Here is a 19,846-nt window from a genome sequence, read left to right on the forward strand (position 1 = left end):
GATAATATCTTTTATTTTCACTAAACGCAATATCCGAAACGATAATCAGGGTAAGTGGTTTTTATCTGTATAACTGCTATCTAACTAAAGATATGAGAATTTTGTTAATCACCTGTAATAGAATAGATATTAGATTTTGTCACCTCTGAATAATTACAAACAAAATGTCAATAAAATATTTTTAATTTTTATCACAATTTTACATATCTGTAAATAAAAATACAGATTAATAAATGATTTTTATGGGAGAATATACATAAGAAACAATTGTTTTTACTTAAAAAATAAATGTAATTTTTAATCAAAATACACAGAGAACATAATAATGGCAAAATGCCTTTATCTTCAATTTCAGATAAACTATAATTGAGAAAATTGGCAGTAATAGATATTTTCAGCTTTTCCATATTTAAGAAAAGTAACTTTTGTATTTCCAGGTTAAATATAATTACTAATTGCCATAGTCAAATCTAGGTTTATCTATATATTTTATCATGCAGATGCACCATATAGATCATGATCTGCTGTCTAAATCCCGATTGTTCAAATCCTCAAAATCCAGATCATCATCAACTTTGTCAAACTTGTCACACTCCGTTAGTGCCACTTTTGAGAAATCGGTTTCGTGTCCTCCGTGTTCTTTCTGATGAAGGCGGATTTGGCAGAACTTATATATCCGAAGATATTGATAAATTAAATGAATTATGTGTAGTTAAACAACTAGCACCAAAATTTCAAGGTACTTGGTCACAAAAAAAAGCAACTCAACTATTTTCCGAAGAAGCCAGACGACTGCAAGAATTAGGAGAACATCCCCAAATTCCCACACTTATAGCTTATTTTCAGCAAGATAATTGTCTGTATTTAGTACAACAATTTATTGATGGTCAAAATTTATTTAATGAATTGAAATCTCGAAGAATTTATAAAGATTGGGATATTCAATCTATTTTATTAGATTTATTACCAATTATCAAATTTGTGCATCAACATGGAGTAATTCATCGTGATATTAAACCAGAAAATATTATTCGCCGAAAAACTGATGGGAGATTAACACTCATTGATTTTGGTTCTTCCAAACAATTAACCGCACAGGTACAGCGAAAAAATGGTACTTCTATCGGTTCACATGGTTATTCTCCCATCGAACAAATTAGAGATGGAAAAGCCTATCCCGCAAGTGATTTATTTAGTTTAGGCGCTACTTGTTTTCATCTATTAACAGGAATTTCTCCTTTTCAATTATGGATGGAATATGGTTATGCTTGGGTAGAAAATTGGCAGCAGTATTTACGCTTTCCTTTGAGTTCAGACTTATCAGAAATTATAGATAAATTGCTTCAAAAAGAAATAGATAGTCGTTATCAATCTGCTGATGAAGTAATTAGAGATTTGATGAAAAAACATAATCATATTCTGCCAGCAGCGAAGCATAAAATCATAAAATCACCTAGAAAAAATTCTCAACCACACTCATCAAAATATACTTGGGTTAGAAATTTAATTTTCATTTTTGGGATAGTTGTCTCTTTCGCATTAGTAGAATCCGGTTATCGAGAATTTCGCAAATTAAAAACTAACTTTTCATTTAGTTGGAGTCAACCTCGCAATAGTCCACCCACATTTGCAACATCAGAAAAAAATTTGTCTTTAGTCAATACTTTCTCTGGACATAAAAGCAAAGTTTTGTCAGTAGTTATGAGTCCAAATGACAAATTAATTATCAGTGCTGGGGATTGCGAAAAAAGTAATAACAGTCTATGTCATAATATTAAATTATGGGATATCATTACAGGTAAAGAAATTGCTAGTCTTCAGGGACATTCCCAAAATGTCAATGCAGTAGCTATCACTCCTAATGGTAAAGCTTTAGTTAGTGCTAGTGATGATAAAACTATTAAGATTTGGAATTTACAAACAAATCAATTAATTCACACCTTAAAGAGTCATACAGATGCGATTCATAGTTTAGCTATTAGTAGTAATGGTAAAATTCTAGTTAGTGCTAGTGATGATAAAACTATCAAAGTTTGGAATTTAATCACAGGTAAGCTAATTCGCACTTTAATTGGTCATAAATATTGGGTGCGTTCTGTAGATATTAGTCCTGACGGTGTTACCTTAGCAAGTGGTAGTTTTGATAAAACGATTAAATTATGGAATCTTAATCAAGAAGCACCAATTCTGAATTTAGCTACCAGTTCACAAACAGTTATAGCTGTGGCTTTTAGTCCTAATGGTAAAATTTTAGCAAGTTCCAGCCGCGATAGCGTAAGCGCTGACCGAAGGTATCGCACAATTAAATTATGGAATCTGCAAACCCTCAAAGAAATTCGGACTCTCATGGTAGAAGATAATAGTGTTAATACTATTGCTTTTAGTCCTGATGGTAAAATTTTAGCAAGTGCTGGACGAAATATTTCTGAAGAACAAATCTATCACACCATTAAACTCTGGAACGTAGCTACAGGAGAGGAAATACTAACATTGACGGGACATAGTAATGCTGTCACCTCCCTTGCTTTTAGTGCTGACGGGAAGTTTCTAGTTAGTGGTGGTGAAGATAATTTAATTAAAATTTGGCAGATTCCAGTCAATGATGACAAAAATTTTCCCCGTCGAGTTTTGGTACTTGATAAAAATAAATTTCGGTAGGTTGTGAGATTACGGATTATAACTCTACAACGTCCCCGATTCTAGTTGATCTAAATATATGAAATCAGGAGACTTAACTCCAGCTTCTTGTCTAATTTTCACGAGTTTGGGAGATTCAAAAAACCGTTTTGCATCTTCTATTGATGTCCATGATGAAAAATGCACTATTTTATTGGGATTACTTTCGTACTTTAAAACCTGATATGCTATTTCTCCAGCTTCCTTGCGGATATCGGTAGCATCATCGAAAACCTTTTTCCATGCTTCATAGTCTTCAACTTCATGGATAATCAATACATATTTCATAATTTTGTTTAATTGGTAGTGTTTATTGATTAGCTGAATAAAAGCTTTGAAAAGCGTAGTCAAATTTTACAATAACCGTCTGGGAATTAATTTTTAGTCTAATAGCAAAAGCCGGTTTAAGCCGACTGGAGGACTTTTATTTTTATTCAAGAAACTTCTGAAGCTCATCCCTATTAGACCACTTCACTACATTAGATACAAGATTTAACAAAGTGATATTATTTTCATTCCACAAATCTGTACTATCATCAATTAATGAAATAAAGTTATAGTTACTTTCCTTTAAATCACTAATCTCAGACCAAGTAGTAAAAACTTTATCTACTCTCATTCTCGCCGTTCGACGAAGAGGTGTACTAAGTGTATTAATTAAAGTATTACCATTAGGACGATAGACACAAAAATCTACAGTCCTATCAGTTCCAGACATTCCTCTAAATTTTTTGTTTCTTTCAACATTTAAGTTCTTCTTATTTAAAAACTCTGTTACTTCTTCAGTAATAGGCTCAAAAGTTGGTACTTTTAGTTTCGTATTAGTATCAGCAACTCTAATTATTGCTTGAGATAAACGAAGAACTGCATCAGCTAAATTATCATCTTTTTTTAAACGAGTAATTAGCATCCCATTAAATTGTTCAATTCCATGAGTGATAACTATATCTTTAATAATTATTTCTTGGTTTTTTGATAGGCTATAAGCAGCAGTTTGTAAATAAAGCCAACCAAAAGTTTCACCTAAGTCGGTTAATACATAGGATTCTTCTTTCTCTTTTAAAAATAAATCTATTACACTACCATCAGGAAGAATAAAAGGAGTAGATATTTGCACAAATTCATTTACAGGTGAGCAAGCAAATAGCCCTCCAATAGTTTGATTAATTTTTTCACAAATATTGAGTGTCATAAATCTAATGCTAATACTTGTGGTCTTTGCATGATCCCATTATGTGTTATTTTCGATTCCAAACAAAACTGCTCCCAGACTCCTATTGGATCATTGGCTAAAGCAGTAATATCATCTGGAACATAAGCTTTTCTATCTCCAATAAATCTATCATTAAAATAGTCATTAACCCAACGATGCTTATGCTTTCTACCTATTTTTACACGATCAGGATTCTCATGGTCTTCACCTAAATCTAGACCGTATATTCTATTACCGAAATCAAGATGAATAATTGCGTAACTAAGCTTATTGGCAAAAGAGTTATACCAACCCTTAATAATAAGTGGATAAGACTCATCTGATACGATTTTAACGCGAAATTCAAAAGCAGGAGGGTTTCTTTTATTTTTATCCCATATAATGTCACCCTCAACAAATTTATTAGGATCTAATATAAGGGTTTCAAATTTTTCTTGACTTAACATTAATTAACAAATTTGTTTTTTCCATAATAAATGAAAATATCATACTTAGAAGCGATAATCATCAATTTTTTATATTTTTCACTAAAGACAGGATGAATCTATCCACTCATTAACATTTATTCAAATATGAAATCCTCTGATAACTCTTCATCAAGATCAACTTCCATACCTTCAGTAAGCAATGAAGCACGACGATACAATTATTTCAGCATCACTTTTAATAGCTGCTGCTAAAACATGGCGATCATCTGCATCTGGAAGTTCTAATTCATCAATTAATTGTTCATATTCTGTTACTAAACAATCTCGAACATTTTGATTCATTAAATTTTTGGTTCTTTCTAACTGTTTATAAGTCAGATCAGGACGATTTTTTAAAACATTATTTATCCATTCTTCATGAATTTTATCAGTCCATTTTGCCTGAAATAAATCAGTTAAAGCTAACCACATCAAAAAATCCCTGAGTGGTGCAGGATATAAAACACAAGCATCATAAACAACTATCAAACCACTTGCTTGCATTTAATATCCCATATTTAATTCTTGAGCTTGATTTGCTAATTCTGCTAAAGTTTCTCTACGTTTAGCATCAATTATATTTTTATACTCTATCAAATCTTGATAGAATATTCTGCGACGATTTTCGACTTTATGACAAGGAATTTCATCAGAGTCTAATAATTGAATCACATAAGGATGAGAAACATTGAGAATTTTAGCCGCTTCTTGTGTGGTTACTTGATCAGCAGTAGCAAGATTTGCCTTTCTATTTCTAGCTATAAAATCTAAAAAGGCTTTAACAATAGAATTATCTTTCATATCTTTCATAATTGGGTTAAATATTTTATTCATCCCTAGTGTTTCTCCCTTTTTGTGATAAACAACTATGTACTTACTGGAACGATTTACACCTGTACGAGAAGAATTTGCATTGTTGCGAAGCTTCACTTTCATTACTTGCAATGATTTATATACCCATTCTCAATAGTACCAGATTTTTCTAAAAAAGTCACCTACAAAATTATTTATTCTTCAATTAATTTGTATAGCGTCTTAAAGAAAAAAGGAATATGATTTTCAACAATACAATCTTGTTTTGAATAAAATTTACCAATTTCCAAAGATAATTGTTCTCTAAATTTATATGGTGAATGCGGCCAATTATCATCTGGTAAAATTTGCTTCCAATATTCTTTAGATTTAACCAGCATTAATAACGCATTTATTAATTTATTTTTATAATCTAAACTTTGATTATTTTCATACTCTTCTTCCCAAAAATATTGAAATTTATCTATTTCCATATCATCAAAATTAGAAAGGTGACTAATTCTCTTAATTACTCTTGACCAATGAATTTGTAAATCTGCATCATTAGTCATATCATTAACCATATCTAAATAAATATTTTCTAAATTAACAGGAGTTTCTTTATATAAAGGAGAAATAATATATTGGTTATCAAAAACTTCCTGAATATCAGGTTTTAAAAAGTAAGCTTCCTTATGAATTAAACCAGTAACCCATATACGATGATGGTTTAGAAGCGTTTCATTAATCTTTGTTTCATTATAAATGCTATAGAAAATATCATCCGTATTTTTAAACTTGTAATCTTCTTTTATATCTGCAAATTGAATATCTAAATCTACAATCGCAAAAAGTTTATCAGGATTTAAAAATGATTGGCGGCTATCAGCATTATGTAAATCTAAAATTCCAAAGAATGTATTTAAAACATCATTTCTATCTCCACAATTAAAAAAAATTGGTCTATATTCCTTCCACCATGTTGGTACACAAGCATTATAAAAATTAGCATCTGGCATTTGTTCCATTTGCTTATATAATTGCGGTGAGCGTCTACCTTCTACTTTTGGGGGAATAAGACCTTCGCAGAGAATGACAATTTTATTTCTAATTCTGCTATCTCGAATAATCTTTAAACAATGTTCTTTTAGTTCCTGCTCATTAAAACTCATATTCTTAATTAGGTTGATTATTTAATTTTTCTTGCTTGTAATTTTGGATCTAATTCCTTAACATGAGCAGGTGTAACTGCATTACATAATTCATAGGAATGAGTTGCGAGAATATATTGATTAGTCGCACCCCATTCTTCTAAATCTCTAACTATTTGATATTGCCAATCTGGGTGAAAAGATATTTCTAATTCATCCATCAATACAATAGCATCTTCTATTTTATTATGTTTTAGCCACATATATATACATAATCTTTTTAATTCTCCATGACTTAAATCTTCTGGATAAAGTTCTGTTTGATCACCATCAATTTTAAAATCAATTTTAAAATTAATTCCAGATAAATCAGGTTGGACGTTAATTTTTTTGTTATTCAATAAATTGTTAAGTTCATCTAATAGTTTTACATAATTATTACCATAGTTTCCTCCTTTTTCTACAGCCTGTTTAAAATCATCATCCCGTGCTTTTTTGAATGCTTCAATAAGAATATCTATTGATAGGAAGTCATAGGTGAAAAATCCAGGTAATTTAGAATTAGCTGCTTTAATTTGCTGATAATAATTAATTTGATTGTTTGCTTGAGTTTTAAATAGTGATTTTCTATTATCTGCTTGTAGAAATAGAAATATTTGTGAAATATGAGCAGTTAAGAATATTTTATTAGATAAATCTATTAAAAAATTATTTACTTCATTTATATCTATGCCATCAACTCTACAAATTATAATTTTTTGGTTTAATTTATTCTCAATAAAATTACAAATTGGTACTGAATTACGTTTAAAAAAAGAATCGTTAAGCATAATATCTAACATACTAAATATTTGCTTTTTCTTGTTTAACTGAAGTTGCTCTGCTTGCATTTTTTCAGAATATTCTTCCTCTTTTATCTCACTTGTAGTTGATAATATTGCTCTAGGTGATTTGGGATTAGGTAATGTTAATTTAGGTTCATGTAATACATAGCCAGGAAAATAATCGTAGGTTCTAAATGATTCTATATCATCATTATCTTCTTCTAATAAATTTAAAATATAAGTTTTATTACCAACAAAAAAATCAAGTTTTACAGTTTTACTACCATCCCAAATATCAACAATAGCTAATGTTCTTTTACCTAATTCATCATTAACATGAAAACCATCTAGTAAATTTTGAATAAACTCCACTCTATCAGGATTTCCAGAGCAGTGTAATAAAACAAAAATCAACTGTAACAATGTACTTTTACCACCACCATTTTGACTACCAAGGGGAAAAATACGCGGAGTAAATTCCTTCTCAAAACTAATATCTACATTTTTTAAAGCCCGAAAATCAGGTACTTGGATTCTTTGTATGTGCATAAATCAATATAGTGTTTTAACTTTACGAGTGGATTATACCTATTATACTCTCTTGCTAGTGTAAGATTACTTGTATTATCTTCTTCTTTCTTCCTTCGTGTCTTCGTGGTTCAATCAATAGTGCAACCCAACATCAACCAACAATAATAAATATGTTGAGTTGCATTTCATTTAAGCCAATCTACAAACTACTCTAGTTCCATACCCAATTCAGATGCTAAAATGTCACTCCATTGCATTTTTTCAAGCCTTATATTTTCCAAGGCGTACAATAATAAAATTACACCCAGTCCGAAAGCTTTTTGGGGTTCTTGGTGTAAACAAATAACCGATTTATCTTTTATAAAAAATGGTGAAGAAAAAACATTATAAGTTTTTCCATCTTTTGATTCTCTGATACATGGGAAAGCAATAATATCTCTTCCCCATATCATAATATCTGGATGCAGATCATTATTTGATGTCTTGCTAGATAAGCCATCCAAAGTATTTAAACATTCTTTAACACTTATAGGAGCAGTATTATTTTTCTTACTTATCTTGATATTTCTAGCAAATATGGCTGTAAAAATAGGGTTAGCAGCTTGAGGCCAATCGTCTCGATTTGGTTCAAAAAGTCGAAAATATTGATTATCAATTTCAATTATTCCTCTATTAATTACTTTACGGTCTAATTTTTTAATTGATTCAATTTGTTTCAAGGCTTTAGTTAGGCTTTGTCCGCCGTCATCATCAATATAAAGTGTATTTTTAGCTTCAATATAAGCACAGACTGATTCAATAGGAATGTCCTCTTTCCGATCAAATTTGTCCTGTTCAAGAAATTTAAATGTTGGGAATCTGTCCCGTTCATAAATTATGATATCGTCACCTTCACATTTATTATCTTTAGTTACAATAAATCCTCGACATATACCATACTTTTGAGGTAAAACTGATCGAATTGATTCACAAAGAGCAATTTCAAATTCATCACCATTATCAAAGTTATAGTGAACAGATATGTCCGAAAACCGTCGCTCAAATTTTTCTGCCAACTTGCTTACCAAATTGTTATATATCATATCTAAAATCATTAAAATACAACAAAAATAAACCATACATACTGCTAAAAATCTGTAGCGATCGCTTGACAATCAAGATAATCGCTACAAACCAAAAACTATCCCAAAACGAAATTCACCAACTTACCAGGAACAACGATCGCCTTTTTAACTTCCTTACCTTCAAGATAACGTTGTCCAACCTCCGACTCCCGCGCATATTTTTCCAATTCCGCTTTGTCAGATTTTGAAGGAACTTGAATAGCACCGCGAGTTTTACCCATAATTTGAATCACCAAAGTAATTTCATCAGCTATCAAAGCCGCAGGATCAAAACTAGGCCAAGTTTGGGTATGTACAGAATTTTTATTCCCCAACAGTTGCCATAATTCATCACCAATATGTGGTGCAAAAGGCGCTAACATAATCACCAAAGTTAGAATCCCTTCCGCGTAAATTGGCGAATTATGACAATCAGCATCAGTTAAGGCATTACTTAACTTCATTAATTCCGAAATAGCAGTATTGAATTGATATTCATCTACCACATCTTCCGTAATTGCTTGAATCGCAATATGAATTGCCCGACGCAAATCTTTTTCCGCTTTATTTAACTTATCAACTTCGGCTTTTTGCTGACAAACTCCCGCAGCAGCATAATCTGTCACCAACCGCCAAACGCGATTTAAAAAGCGGAATTGTCCCTCAACATCAGCCTCATCCCATTCCAAATCTTTTTCAGGAGGTGCTTTAAATAAAATGAACATTCGCGCCGTATCAATGCCATATTTATTAATGACATCTTCCGGTGCAACACCATTGCCTTTTGATTTGGACATGGTAGCATAGAGACGTTGTAAAGGTTCTCCAGTTTGCGGATCTACAGGATTATTAGCATCAACTAAATTTGAAGGAATCCATTTATCCTTACCACCTTTATTCGGGTTCATGTAAGTTAAACCCTGTACCATGCCCTGAGTTAATAACTTTTGAAATGGTTCATCAAAGTTAAATAAACCTCTATCTCTTAATACTTTGGTGAAGAAACGCGAATACAATAAATGTAAAATTGCGTGTTCAATTCCCCCCACATATTGATCTACTGGCATCCAATCATTTACTTTACCAGAATCAAAAATCTTTTCTTCATTCTTTGCATCTGGATAACGTAAGAAATACCAAGAAGAATCAATAAAAGTATCCATCGTATCGGTTTCCCGTTTCGCAGGAGTACCGCAAGTTGGACAAGGAACATTTACCCAACTTTCCAATTGTGCTAAAGGTGAACCACCACGACCACTTAATTCAATATCTTCCGGTAATTGTACAGGTAAATCTTTGTCGGGGACAGGCACAATTCCACATTCAGGACAGTGAATAACAGGGATAGGTGCGCCCCAATAACGTTGTCGAGAAATCAACCAATCTCGGAGGCGATATTGTACTCTTAATTTACCGAAGTTTTGTTTTTGGGCAAATTCGATAATGGCTTTTTTCGCATCTACAGAATTCATGCCATTGAAGTCACCAGAATTAACTAAAATTCCCGCTTCTGTATAGGCTGATTTTAAAGTTTCTTCTCCACCAATTTCCGGAACAATTACCACTTTAATAGCTAAATTTTGTTCTTTGGCAAATTTGAAATCTCGGACATCATGTGCAGGTACACCCATTACCGCACCTGTACCATATTCATAAAGAACATAATCAGCTATCCAAATCGGTACTTCTTCGCCAGTGAAAGGATTAATTACTTTCCCCCCGGTAGGAATACCCCGTTTTGGTTTGTCTTCTGCGGTTCTTTCCAACTCGCTTTGGTTGCTGACTTCCTTAATAAAGGCTTCTACCGCTGCTTTTTGTTCAGAAGTTGTCACCACTTTAGTTAAAGGGTGTTCTGGGGCTAAGACGACGTAACTCACACCATAAATGGTATCGGGACGGGTGGTATAAACGCCGATTTTTTCCTCTGCACCAACAATAGGAAATTCTAAATAAGCGCCTGTGGATTTTCCTATCCAGTTGGCTTGCATTAATTTAACTCGCTCTGGCCAACCTGTAAGTTTATCCAAATCATTTAATAATTCTTCTGCGTAGTCGGTAATTTTGAAAAACCATTGACGCAATAATTTACGTTCTACTATTGCTCCACTACGCCAAGAACGTCCTTCATTATCAACTTGTTCATTTGCTAATACAGTTTGGTCAATAGGGTCCCAATTCACTGCGGCTTCTCTTTGGTAAGCTAAACCGGCTTGTAAAAATTGCAGAAAAATCCATTGTGTCCATTTGTAATAATCGGGGGAACAGGTAGCAAGTTCAGTTTCCCAATCTAAGGATAAACCCAGACGTTGTAATTGTTGCCGCATTTGGGCAATATTTTGATATGTCCATTTGGCAGGGGGTACACCTCGATCAATGGCGGCGTTTTCTGCGGGTAGTCCGAAAGCATCCCAACCCATTGGATGTAATACCCGATACCCTTGCATCCGTTTGAGGCGGGCGATCACATCTGTAATTGTATAGTTACGAACGTGACCCATGTGCAAGCTACCGGAGGGGTAGGGAAACATGGAAAGCGCGTAGAATTTTGGCTTATTTTGATCTTGAGGTGTTTTATCTAAGCCAAGTTCTGACCATGTTTTTTGCCATTTTTCCTCAATTGTGGCTGGTTGGTATAACGTTTTTTGGGGGGACTCCACAACTAAAACTCCTAATGCTGTTAGCTAATTTCGCTATTGTGGCATAATCTCGGCTGCCTCCGAAGGTATTGTGGCTAGAAATTAAATGTTCCACTCAATGTGCCACAAAAATTCGTTCTGAGGCAGGTTCTTTAACTAACGCGCTTTTTAGATAACTGGTTGATTTTGCCGACGTTTCTCCTTGAGAATCATCTTGACACCACCACCAGGACCTAATAATAAGCCTTTGCGAACAGGCTTAACTGGTTCGGTTTCCGCTAATTTTAGATGCCAATTAGATAGCACTTTTGCCAACACAATTTTCATTTCAAATAATGCAAAAGCCATGCCAATACAGCGACGATTACCACCACCAAAAGGTAAATATTCAGAAGGAGAAAATTGCCGTTCTAAAAAACGCTCTGGTTTAAATTGTTGAGAATCAGGATATAAATCTTGGCGATGATGGGTTAAATAAATACAGGGAACGACAATAGTTCCCGGCTCAAATTTTTCACCTCCAATTTCTAATGGTGATTTCACCAAGCGATTTAATCCTAACATTGCTACTGGATATAAACGCAGTGTTTCTGAACAAACAGCATTCAAATAAGGCAATTTGAAAATTGCATTTGCATCAGGAGTTTCACCCAAGCTATCCAATTCTGCTAATAGCTTTTCACGGACTCCTGATTGAGAATGAATCCAATATAGAGCAAATGCTAAAGAACTGGCTGTAGTTTCATGACCTGCGACTAACAAAGTCATCAACTCATCACGTAATTCTATATCTGTCATTGCTTCTCCAACTTCATCACGAGCAGCCATCATTAAAGATAGAATATCAGTCCGAGATGGATCTGGTTGTAATTGCCTTTCGTGAATTTCTGCATAAATGATATCATCTAGCTCTTGACGTAATCTTAAAAAGCGTCCCCAAGGACTCCATGCACCTAAATCCCGTCGCAAGAATGGAAACATAATCATTGCTACCCTGAACAAAGGTCTTTTGGGATTGAGAATAGCAATTAGATTTTGTTTGAGTTTGTCGTAACGTTCCCCGTCTTTCAATCCAAATACAGCTTTTAAAATTACCTGAAAAGAAATTTCTTGCATAGAAGACAAAATTGGAAAAACTTCCCCAATTTGCCATTTACTAGTTACTTGCTGAGTAATATTATTAATTAATTCACCATAATTTAGCATTCGTTCCCCATGAAATTGAGGAGTTAATAATTTTCGCTGCCTTTGGTGAGTTTTACCTTCTAAGGATAAGAGAGAATTTGGTCCCAAAAGCGGCACTCCCGATCCTGCGGGCGTACCAGAATCTAGCTGTTTGGGGTCTGTGGTAAAAATCTGTTGAATCCCTTGGGGATTGCTAATAAATACTTGTGGTTTAAAAAGTGGACCGATTCTTAAGGTGAAAGTATCACCATAATTTTTGGCGCATTCTTCCAGATATCCCAAAGGGTTTTTTACCCATTGGAATGTTTGTATCCAAGGGTGAGTGTTCGGTCCATTAGGTAGTTTTAAATTAGACATTTTGATAAATTCTCTATTGTTCTAGATAATTCAGAAAAATCGGCGGGTATGAGTTCACGATTCTAATTGAGAAATCGTTTTCATTGTTAATTCTTGCACATTATTAAACACTAGCTTTGCCCCAGCTTGTATCAGCTTTTGTGTATAAGCTTCACTAACTGCTGTTGTTTCCTGAACGTGGGGAGGTAATACTCCAACACCTAACCAAATCCGAGAATTATCTATGGCTTTGGCTTTTTCTACAGTGTGCATATCTGCTACAGTATCACCTACATAGACAACTGTTTGTTTTTGATTATTACCATTTTCTAAGATGTTAATAGTCGCAAAAAGTCCGGTAGGATCTGGTTTACCGGGTGCGTCTTCCATAGCAATTAGGATAGGAGATTGTAAACCTAAGCGTTTTTCTAAAACGTAGTTAGCACTCAAGCGAGTAGCACCACTAAAAAAACCCCAAGCAATACCAGATTGCGTGAGTTCTTGAAAATAACTAGGCTGTGCTAATAAAGGTTCATGACAAATGTAGCCGTTCCAATTTTCGGAGTCTGTACCCCGATAAAGGCTTTGAAAATAAGTAACAATATTTTCATAATCTAATTGTAGTTGTTCTCGCTGTTGTCCTTGACTGACAAAATGGCGGTAAATTAATTCTTGGGAGGCTTCCCAATCGTTATTCCAAATTCCTTCTGATTTGAGGTTGTCAATGTCTGTTGGTGTGGGACGATAGGCTTGGCAGGTAAAATGTTCGACTGTATCAGATATTGCCCGACGATATGAGCCGCTAACGTCACGGATAACCCCGTCTATATCAAATACAACTATTGCTCTTGTGCTTGCGGTCATGACAGAAACTAGAAAAGGATGATATACAAAATTCTATAGTAATTCTAATTTGATTTTTGGTGTTGCTGATTAAATATAGGGCTTACGCATTGACAAAGTTTTCTAAATATGTGATGTGGATTTTATCTCTTGTAGGGTGCGTCAGACCCAATAATTTGGTAAAAAACAGATTTCCTCTATCTGACGCACCCTACTCAATAAGTTATTCCCAAAGCCGAAAACGACGCAATTTCGTTCATTCATATGATGGTAAGTTAGTGAGCGTGCGTAAGTCCTAAAATATATGAATATGTCTCACGCCAAGGCGCAAAGGCGCAAAGAATTAAGGTTGCAAAGGTTAAATTTACCAATTTCATCTTTCCATATGGCTATCGCCACGCAGGCTATCAGTAACGCCTGATTTTTTAATTCCTATAGATAAAAGGCTAAAAACTGACAATGCTGATATAATAAGGCTACAATTGCGATTAAATCAGTGGCAAGCAATATAAAGTATGGTAACTATCGTTGTCCTGATTAACATCTTTATTTCTATTATGCTCTTTTATTTAGCTCAACAATTACGAAAAGCCAAAAATACTCTAGCCTTGATAACGGATATATTTAATCAATATGAATGTGCTAGTTATGCAGCTTTACATAGGTTGCCAGATAATATTTATTTAGCTAAAAAAAAGATTGCAAATCTCCATTTAGAGAACCAACTTTTTAAACAAAAAATCCAACAATTCCGGCAAATTCTCAGTCTCATTGTCCTACTTAGGCAAATTTCTCAAGGATCGTTCCCGTTTCCATATCTAAATTTGAAAAATCCGAGTAAACTAGGATAGAATCTCCAGAGTCATCAATTATGCTTAAGCGTTCTAAGTTCGAGACAACTCAGTCTCAAATCATGCACCGTGCTGAGGAATTAATTAGTGCTGCGTCAAACCGCTATCGCATTACCGTACAGGTGGCAAATCGTGCTAAACGGCGACGTTATGAAGATTTTGAAAATAACGAAGATTCTATCATGAAACCTGTACTCAGAGCAATTATTGAAATGTCTGATGAATTAAATCAGCCAGAAATTATCGGTGAATTGTAATTTAAAAAAATCCTGGCGAATAAAATTCGCAGCTACACAAGCAAAGTCCACCTTCGTGGACTCATAGAAATTTAACCCACGAAAGTGGGTTTTATCTGTGTAGACGCGACTTATAGTCGCCCTACTTCTAAATTTGGCGGTATTTTGGGTAATGTAAATGAAACAGCAAAAACTTTTGATAGGGCAATTTTTTTCACCATTTATCATTACTTTAATGTCGGTGATAATAGTTGTTTTGGGAATAGGAAATACTAATTTATTGCATATTGCACCCGCAGCCGCGCAAATATTTACTCCTAGCGATGTCTGGCAAAAAGTATATCAACAAATTCCTGATTTTCCCCAAGAAAACCAATATGTTAGTAAAGTAACTGGAAAAATTGTAGCTACAGATACTTTGGCTAGTCGCCTAATTCGCTATCATATTTATAATAAGGGTAGATCCCCAATTTATCGCCTGGATTGGAAACTGACTTTGGCTGATTATTTGGATGCGAATGAGACTATATATGTTGATAGTTATCCAGGCAATGACATTTTAACACAAAATCCTTTAGTTGGCGATCGCATGGCAATTAGTAAACTTACCCGTCGTCAAAGAAACAACCTTGTCCAAGTTTTAGTCAATATTTTTAGTCCCCCTGCTCAAAAGATGTAACCTTACCAGATATGGTGGATAAAAATTTAGAAGATCTAATCGTCAAAATTGCGAAGAAGGTCATTAAAAAAGAACTTAAAAATGGCAATTTAGATAATTTACCAATTATTTCTACTGAATCTAATCATGGATTGGATAATTGGCAAAATCCAGACACAACAGATGAAGTTATTAATGATATCCAAATTATTCCTTACACTAGATTACCTGATCAAGAAGATATAGAACTTGAGCGTAAATTACGAGAACTCAAGTTTAAACAGGAGTTGAGAAAAGATTGGATTTCCTTTTTAGTGAAAGATGTAATTGTCTATTCTACAACTATGATTTTTATTTTGGTACTTATTGGCTTTTATCTATTTCGGATTAATTAACTGTCAATATACACTAAATGCAAATGTATATGTATAGGGCATTTTTTAACCCCACCCCCAACCCCTCCCCGCAAGCGAGGAGGGGGCTATAATATGCTTGTAAACCAGTTTTACTCCTGACTCCTGACTCCTGAATTCTACTGTATTATTATTGATTATTCATTACTGATCGTTGATTCTAATGGAACTACCGTAGCAGGTAAATGTTGATCCATCCAATTAAGTAAATCAGTGATTACTTGAAGATAATTAATATCGTAGTGTAAATCATGATAACCTCCAGGATATTCAATTCTTAATTTATCTGGATAGATAACATTTTGATAAAATATTTCACTTCCTGCTGGCAAGGCAATTCTATCCGCACCACCATGTAAAATTAACAATGGTACTTGCCATTTTTTCGCATGATTATGAATCCAATCTACTGTGGCAAAAAACTCCGTAGATAACCTAGCAGTAGCGAGAGTATGGCGTAATTTATCTTGAGTATAGGAATCTAAGATTTTCTGATCTCGTGAACCTGCGCGGACATCCAAGCCAATATTTAAGGAAAAACGGGGCCACACTTGGGAGAGTAATTTACCTAAAACGACGCGACTCAGGGGTACTCCCACTTGACCAATGCTGGGTGCAAAAGCAATCACACCTGACAACGCAGATTTATCTTGCACATAACGAAGAGTATAATCTAAGGCAATTACTCCCCCCATGCTATGTCCTAATAGAAAAATTGGGCATCCTGGTTGTTGTTGTCGAATTAAATTGAGGAAAGTTTGTAAGTCATCACGAAATTCAGCCCAGGTATTAATGTAACCTCTTTGACCAGATGAACGCCCGTGACCACGTAAATCACAGCCATAGATAGCATATTCTTTTGGTAACAAATGGTCAACTATCGTCTTGTAAAGTCCGCTATGTCCTCCGAGTCCATGGACTATGACTAAGATTCCCTTGATTTCACCGCCAGGATGCCAACTTTGGTAATACAAATCAAGCCCACACACACCTGAAAATTTTCCCTCTTTACGAGATGCGATCGCATTGCTATGGTAAATCATAGAGTTAATTTTTTACGTTCCTATCTAGTAAGCTACTAGCTTATTAACGTATATTGTAGAGAAAAGTGCTTCTAACTGTAGGAATAAATACAGATAATTTTCCTAAAAACAATCATGTTATCAAAATAACCAGAATAATTAATATAGATCCCCGACTTCTTTAAGAAGTCGGGGATCTGGATATGTTCAGTGACTTACATAACAATATTTTATATTGGCATAGATTACTATTAAACATTTAGTTATTGCCCACACCAATTCTTAATGCAGCTTCACAAAATTACCACATTAAGCCTTTTCCCCTGAAGAAGTTAGTTTGATAAGGCTGAGATGAAATTGGCATCAATCAATAAAAAAACAACTAACAAAACTGACAAATTATGAAATTTTCCCTAGCTGCAAATGCTGTGCAAGCGCGTCAAACAAAAGAAAGATTTGCAAAACCAGAAGAACAATTATCCTATGAATTGGGGAAAGCTGTCCAGGAATTACCACCGCTTTATACAAGATTATTAGCAGGAACAATTAGTTTCATCATCTTTGGAACAATTTCCTGGGCGCATTTTTCAGAAATTGATGAAGTCGCCACAGCAACAGGAGAATTAATTTCTTCTACCCAAGTTAGACCGGTGACAGCTTTGGGTAATGGTTCTATTTTAGCAGTCAAGGTGAAAGAAGGCGATCGCGTCACCAAAGATCAAATTCTCATTCAACGTGATCCCAATTTTCAGCAAACAGATGTCAACCGTCTAGCCAAATCTAGTAAATTAATTGAAGATGATTTACAACGATTACAAGCTGAACGTTCTGGAGGCAAAACTGCGGGAACAATCCTCCAAGATGAACTTTTAAACTCGCGGTTATTAGACTATAAAGCCAAACAAGCAGCAGCAGCAGCAGAAGCCAAACGTCAACAATCAATTCTCAATCAAGCCAAAGTCCGTTTGAGTCGCTTACAAGAAAATTTAGCCAATGCTAAAGTCAGTTTTACCAATGTGCAAAAAAACTTAGAAAATGTCAAAAGTTTACGTTCTATGTTAGATAATAATTTATCTATTGCTAAACAACGGGAAGAAAATCTTCGTACCTTAGTTGAACCAGGTGCTTTAACCAGAGTTGATTATTTAGATGCTAAAGAAAGATTAAATCGTGCCAATGCAGATATTATCAGAAATGCTGATGAAGTTACCAAAAACCAAAATAATTTAACGGAAGCAAAAGATAAAATTGCCTCTTTAGAAAAAGACGTTGCTGCCCAATTTCAAGAAATAAATCAAGCAGAACAGGCTTATCAAACAGCCCGAAATCAAAACATCCGGTTAACCTCAGAACGTCAAAGTGAAATTCTCACCCAAATTAATAAACGCAAAGAAGAATTAGCTACCGTTGCCGGTCAATTAGAACAAGCCAAACAACAAAAAGACGGAGAAACTATTAAAGCCCCCGTTGCTGGCACAATTTACAAAATTAAAGCTACCAAAGGTCCAGTCCAATCTGGAGAAGAACTACTATCAATTTTACCAGAAGGAGAAGAAATGCTGCTAGAGGTAAAAGTTCTTAACCGTGATATTGGTTTTATTAATCAGGGAATGAAAGCAAAAGTTAAAATCGCCACTTTCCCGTTTCAAGAATTTGGTGTAGTTGACGGTGAAGTATTACAAATCAGTCCCAATGCCATAATTGATAAAGACTTAGGTTTGGTTTTTCCCACCAGAATTAAATTAAGTAAACATTCCTTGAATGTACGTGGACAAGAGGTAGAATTCAATCCAGGTATGGCTGCAAATGCCGAAATTGTCACTCGCAAAAAGTCAGTTTTAACATTCATTATTGAACCGATTACTCGACGTTTCAGCGAAGCATTTTCCGTCAGATAAAAGTCACAGATTCAGGAGGTAGGGGCGCAGGGTCTGCGCCCAGGAACGAGTTTAAAAACAATTTATCCTAATTCCTCAAAAACAATATCCTCATAAACCGACTCAATGGGAAAACTTAAATCAATACTTCGTAGCTCGATATTATCCCCTACCTGATAATTAAAAATTTCCCAATTACCGCGATCATTTTTGCGGTATAAATCAATCGCTATTTTCTCAGCATCAACCAAAACATAATCTTGCAAACTAGGATTACGACGATACAATCTAAATTTATCCCCTCGGTCATAACTGGCTGTACTGGGAGATAAAACCTCAACAATTAGACAGGGATATTGAATTGCTTGGATTGCAGTCCTATCTCTCTCGTCGCAAGTAACGCTCACATCAGGATAAACATAATCTTTCGTTTCCACAATATTTACACGACAATCGGAATTACCAACCTGACAACCACTACCCCGTAAATGACCTTTAACAATGAAAATAATATTACTAGCAATCCGTCCATGATTTTGAGTTCCCCCACTCATAGCGTAAATTTCACCATTAAGATACTCATGGCGAAGCAGTTGTTGTTCTTCCCAGACAAAATATTCTTCGGGTGTTAACTTAGGGAACTTATCTTTTACAGCAATCATTTTTTATTACCTCATCTGCGCTCAACACAAATTAAAATCGCTTTCATCAACAATACCTTGTCCTTTGGTGTTTGTGGCTAATAATGTGGATAAGCGGCTAAAGTTCTACAAAATGAAGAGGGGTGCTGATGGTAGGGATTTGTTGGTGGTGATTCTTGGTGTTTGTAGGTTGTTTCAAGTGGTTTAATTAGGATGAAGTTGAGGGATAATTTTGGATTTTGGATTGGATGTTTGATGTCGGTCTAAAATCTAATTTCATTGATAATAATATTAGGAACAAGCTAGAATTTTACAGGTTATGTTTCTCCTTTAAATATTCCCATTTAGCTTGTTGTGGATCAAAGTCTGGTGGTACAGGTGGCGAATTTTC

Annotated in this window: 19 protein-coding genes; 6 read left to right on the forward strand and 13 right to left on the reverse strand. The window is 34.5% G+C overall.

Annotated features, from left to right (window positions below):
- The first annotated feature begins 516 nt into the window (after positions 1 to 516).
- Positions 517 to 2,658: a serine/threonine-protein kinase gene (locus tag HEQ36_RS06285; protein ID WP_168636632.1), complete on the forward strand. Its 2,142-nt coding sequence runs from the start codon at positions 517 to 519 to the stop codon at positions 2,656 to 2,658.
- Positions 2,659 to 2,682: 24 nt separating this feature from the next.
- Here the strand turns inward: HEQ36_RS06285 and HEQ36_RS06290 are convergent, their stop codons facing one another.
- The 11 genes from HEQ36_RS06290 to HEQ36_RS06340 all read right to left on the reverse strand — a co-directional run bounded on the left by HEQ36_RS06290 (position 2,683) and on the right by HEQ36_RS06340 (position 13,778).
- The gene (locus tag HEQ36_RS06290) at positions 2,683 to 2,964 is read right to left on the reverse strand and encodes an antibiotic biosynthesis monooxygenase (RefSeq protein WP_053540323.1); all 282 of its coding nucleotides are present in this window, start codon (positions 2,962 to 2,964) and stop codon (positions 2,683 to 2,685) included.
- Positions 2,965 to 3,106: 142 nt separating this feature from the next.
- The gene (locus HEQ36_RS06295; protein ID WP_053540324.1) at positions 3,107 to 3,868 is read right to left on the reverse strand and encodes a DUF1828 domain-containing protein; all 762 of its coding nucleotides are present in this window, start codon (positions 3,866 to 3,868) and stop codon (positions 3,107 to 3,109) included.
- Positions 3,865 to 4,335 (reverse strand): hypothetical protein, encoded by a 471-nt coding sequence (locus tag HEQ36_RS06300; RefSeq protein WP_053540325.1) that lies wholly within the window; start codon positions 4,333 to 4,335, stop codon positions 3,865 to 3,867. Before HEQ36_RS06300 ends, HEQ36_RS06295 begins: the two co-directional genes overlap by 4 nt.
- A 171-nt stretch (positions 4,336 to 4,506) precedes the next feature.
- Positions 4,507 to 4,860 carry a PIN domain-containing protein gene (locus tag HEQ36_RS06305; RefSeq protein WP_081424278.1) on the reverse strand — a complete coding sequence of 118 codons (354 nt, stop codon included), beginning with the start codon at positions 4,858 to 4,860 and terminating at the stop codon, positions 4,507 to 4,509.
- Entirely contained in the window at positions 4,861 to 5,292 is a 432-nt protein-coding gene (locus HEQ36_RS06310) for a helix-turn-helix domain-containing protein (protein ID WP_053540326.1), read from the reverse strand. It abuts the gene before it with no gap.
- Between the two features lie 71 nt (positions 5,293 to 5,363).
- On the reverse strand, positions 5,364 to 6,320 hold the full coding sequence (locus HEQ36_RS06315; protein ID WP_053540327.1) for a hypothetical protein: 957 nt from the start codon (positions 6,318 to 6,320) through the stop codon (positions 5,364 to 5,366).
- Positions 6,321 to 6,337: 17 nt separating this feature from the next.
- Positions 6,338 to 7,672 carry an AAA family ATPase gene (locus HEQ36_RS06320; protein ID WP_168636631.1) on the reverse strand — a complete coding sequence of 445 codons (1,335 nt, stop codon included), beginning with the start codon at positions 7,670 to 7,672 and terminating at the stop codon, positions 6,338 to 6,340.
- A 188-nt stretch (positions 7,673 to 7,860) separates the two neighbouring features.
- Positions 7,861 to 8,709, reverse strand: a complete 849-nt coding sequence (locus HEQ36_RS06325) for a DUF6602 domain-containing protein (RefSeq protein ID WP_205748584.1) — start codon at positions 8,707 to 8,709, stop codon at positions 7,861 to 7,863.
- A gap of 125 nt (positions 8,710 to 8,834) precedes the next feature.
- Positions 8,835 to 11,414: a leucine--tRNA ligase gene (gene leuS / locus HEQ36_RS06330; RefSeq protein WP_168636629.1), complete on the reverse strand. Its 2,580-nt coding sequence runs from the start codon at positions 11,412 to 11,414 to the stop codon at positions 8,835 to 8,837.
- 147 nt (positions 11,415 to 11,561) lie between these two features.
- Positions 11,562 to 12,935 (reverse strand): cytochrome P450, encoded by a 1,374-nt coding sequence (locus HEQ36_RS06335; RefSeq protein ID WP_053540331.1) that lies wholly within the window; start codon positions 12,933 to 12,935, stop codon positions 11,562 to 11,564.
- A 54-nt stretch (positions 12,936 to 12,989) separates the two neighbouring features.
- On the reverse strand, positions 12,990 to 13,778 hold the full coding sequence (locus HEQ36_RS06340) for a TIGR01548 family HAD-type hydrolase (protein WP_053540332.1): 789 nt from the start codon (positions 13,776 to 13,778) through the stop codon (positions 12,990 to 12,992).
- A gap of 494 nt (positions 13,779 to 14,272) precedes the next feature.
- On the opposite strand from HEQ36_RS06340, the gene HEQ36_RS06345 reads away from it, so the two are divergent.
- The 4 genes from HEQ36_RS06345 to HEQ36_RS06360 all read left to right on the forward strand — a co-directional run bounded on the left by HEQ36_RS06345 (position 14,273) and on the right by HEQ36_RS06360 (position 15,897).
- On the forward strand, positions 14,273 to 14,608 hold the full coding sequence (locus HEQ36_RS06345; RefSeq protein WP_053540333.1) for a hypothetical protein: 336 nt from the start codon (positions 14,273 to 14,275) through the stop codon (positions 14,606 to 14,608).
- A 20-nt stretch (positions 14,609 to 14,628) separates the two neighbouring features.
- A complete protein-coding gene (locus HEQ36_RS06350; RefSeq protein ID WP_015079483.1) occupies positions 14,629 to 14,865 on the forward strand; it encodes a DNA-directed RNA polymerase subunit omega in 237 nt (78 codons plus the stop codon).
- 214 nt (positions 14,866 to 15,079) lie between these two features.
- Positions 15,080 to 15,523, forward strand: coding sequence for a hypothetical protein (locus HEQ36_RS06355; RefSeq protein ID WP_325064625.1), 444 nt, complete (start codon positions 15,080 to 15,082; stop codon positions 15,521 to 15,523).
- Positions 15,524 to 15,534: 11 nt separating this feature from the next.
- Positions 15,535 to 15,897: a hypothetical protein gene (locus tag HEQ36_RS06360; protein ID WP_205748583.1), complete on the forward strand. Its 363-nt coding sequence runs from the start codon at positions 15,535 to 15,537 to the stop codon at positions 15,895 to 15,897.
- A gap of 155 nt (positions 15,898 to 16,052) precedes the next feature.
- Here the strand turns inward: HEQ36_RS06360 and HEQ36_RS06365 are convergent, their stop codons facing one another.
- A complete protein-coding gene (locus HEQ36_RS06365) occupies positions 16,053 to 16,958 on the reverse strand; it encodes an alpha/beta hydrolase (protein ID WP_053540335.1) in 906 nt (301 codons plus the stop codon).
- A gap of 380 nt (positions 16,959 to 17,338) precedes the next feature.
- On the opposite strand from HEQ36_RS06365, the gene HEQ36_RS06370 reads away from it, so the two are divergent.
- Positions 17,339 to 18,835 (forward strand): HlyD family efflux transporter periplasmic adaptor subunit, encoded by a 1,497-nt coding sequence (locus HEQ36_RS06370; RefSeq protein ID WP_168636628.1) that lies wholly within the window; start codon positions 17,339 to 17,341, stop codon positions 18,833 to 18,835.
- A 62-nt stretch (positions 18,836 to 18,897) separates the two neighbouring features.
- Here HEQ36_RS06370 and HEQ36_RS06375 read toward each other — a convergent pair whose 3' ends face one another.
- The gene (locus HEQ36_RS06375) at positions 18,898 to 19,476 is read right to left on the reverse strand and encodes a Uma2 family endonuclease (RefSeq protein ID WP_168636627.1); all 579 of its coding nucleotides are present in this window, start codon (positions 19,474 to 19,476) and stop codon (positions 18,898 to 18,900) included.
- Positions 19,477 to 19,846 lie beyond the last annotated feature (370 nt).

It is taken from the genome of Anabaena sp. 54, from assembly GCF_017355725.1.
In the GTDB taxonomy this organism is placed as follows: domain Bacteria; phylum Cyanobacteriota; class Cyanobacteriia; order Cyanobacteriales; family Nostocaceae; genus Dolichospermum; species Dolichospermum heterosporum.

Excerpts from the sequence above, each read along its gene's own strand:
- HEQ36_RS06350 (WP_015079483.1), top strand. The coding sequence starts at position 14,629 with ATGCTTAAGCGTTCTAAGTTCGAGACAACTCAGTCTCAAATCATGCAC.
- HEQ36_RS06335 (WP_053540331.1), bottom strand. The coding sequence starts at position 12,935 with ATGTCTAATTTAAAACTACCTAATGGACCGAACACTCACCCTTGGATA.
- HEQ36_RS06315 (WP_053540327.1), bottom strand. The coding sequence starts at position 6,320 with ATGAGTTTTAATGAGCAGGAACTAAAAGAACATTGTTTAAAGATTATT.
- HEQ36_RS06285 (WP_168636632.1), top strand. The coding sequence starts at position 517 with ATGATCTGCTGTCTAAATCCCGATTGTTCAAATCCTCAAAATCCAGAT.
- HEQ36_RS06340 (WP_053540332.1), bottom strand. The coding sequence starts at position 13,778 with ATGACCGCAAGCACAAGAGCAATAGTTGTATTTGATATAGACGGGGTT.
- HEQ36_RS06305 (WP_081424278.1), bottom strand. The coding sequence starts at position 4,860 with ATGCAAGCAAGTGGTTTGATAGTTGTTTATGATGCTTGTGTTTTATAT.
- HEQ36_RS06290 (WP_053540323.1), bottom strand. The coding sequence starts at position 2,964 with ATGAAATATGTATTGATTATCCATGAAGTTGAAGACTATGAAGCATGG.
- HEQ36_RS06355 (WP_325064625.1), top strand. The coding sequence starts at position 15,080 with ATGTCGGTGATAATAGTTGTTTTGGGAATAGGAAATACTAATTTATTG.
- HEQ36_RS06310 (WP_053540326.1), bottom strand. The coding sequence starts at position 5,292 with ATGAAAGTGAAGCTTCGCAACAATGCAAATTCTTCTCGTACAGGTGTA.
- HEQ36_RS06375 (WP_168636627.1), bottom strand. The coding sequence starts at position 19,476 with ATGATTGCTGTAAAAGATAAGTTCCCTAAGTTAACACCCGAAGAATAT.
- HEQ36_RS06370 (WP_168636628.1), top strand. The coding sequence starts at position 17,339 with ATGAAATTTTCCCTAGCTGCAAATGCTGTGCAAGCGCGTCAAACAAAA.
- HEQ36_RS06365 (WP_053540335.1), bottom strand. The coding sequence starts at position 16,958 with ATGATTTACCATAGCAATGCGATCGCATCTCGTAAAGAGGGAAAATTT.
- HEQ36_RS06320 (WP_168636631.1), bottom strand. The coding sequence starts at position 7,672 with ATGCACATACAAAGAATCCAAGTACCTGATTTTCGGGCTTTAAAAAAT.
- HEQ36_RS06345 (WP_053540333.1), top strand. The coding sequence starts at position 14,273 with ATGGTAACTATCGTTGTCCTGATTAACATCTTTATTTCTATTATGCTC.
- HEQ36_RS06300 (WP_053540325.1), bottom strand. The coding sequence starts at position 4,335 with ATGTTAAGTCAAGAAAAATTTGAAACCCTTATATTAGATCCTAATAAA.
- HEQ36_RS06295 (WP_053540324.1), bottom strand. The coding sequence starts at position 3,868 with ATGACACTCAATATTTGTGAAAAAATTAATCAAACTATTGGAGGGCTA.
- HEQ36_RS06360 (WP_205748583.1), top strand. The coding sequence starts at position 15,535 with ATGGTGGATAAAAATTTAGAAGATCTAATCGTCAAAATTGCGAAGAAG.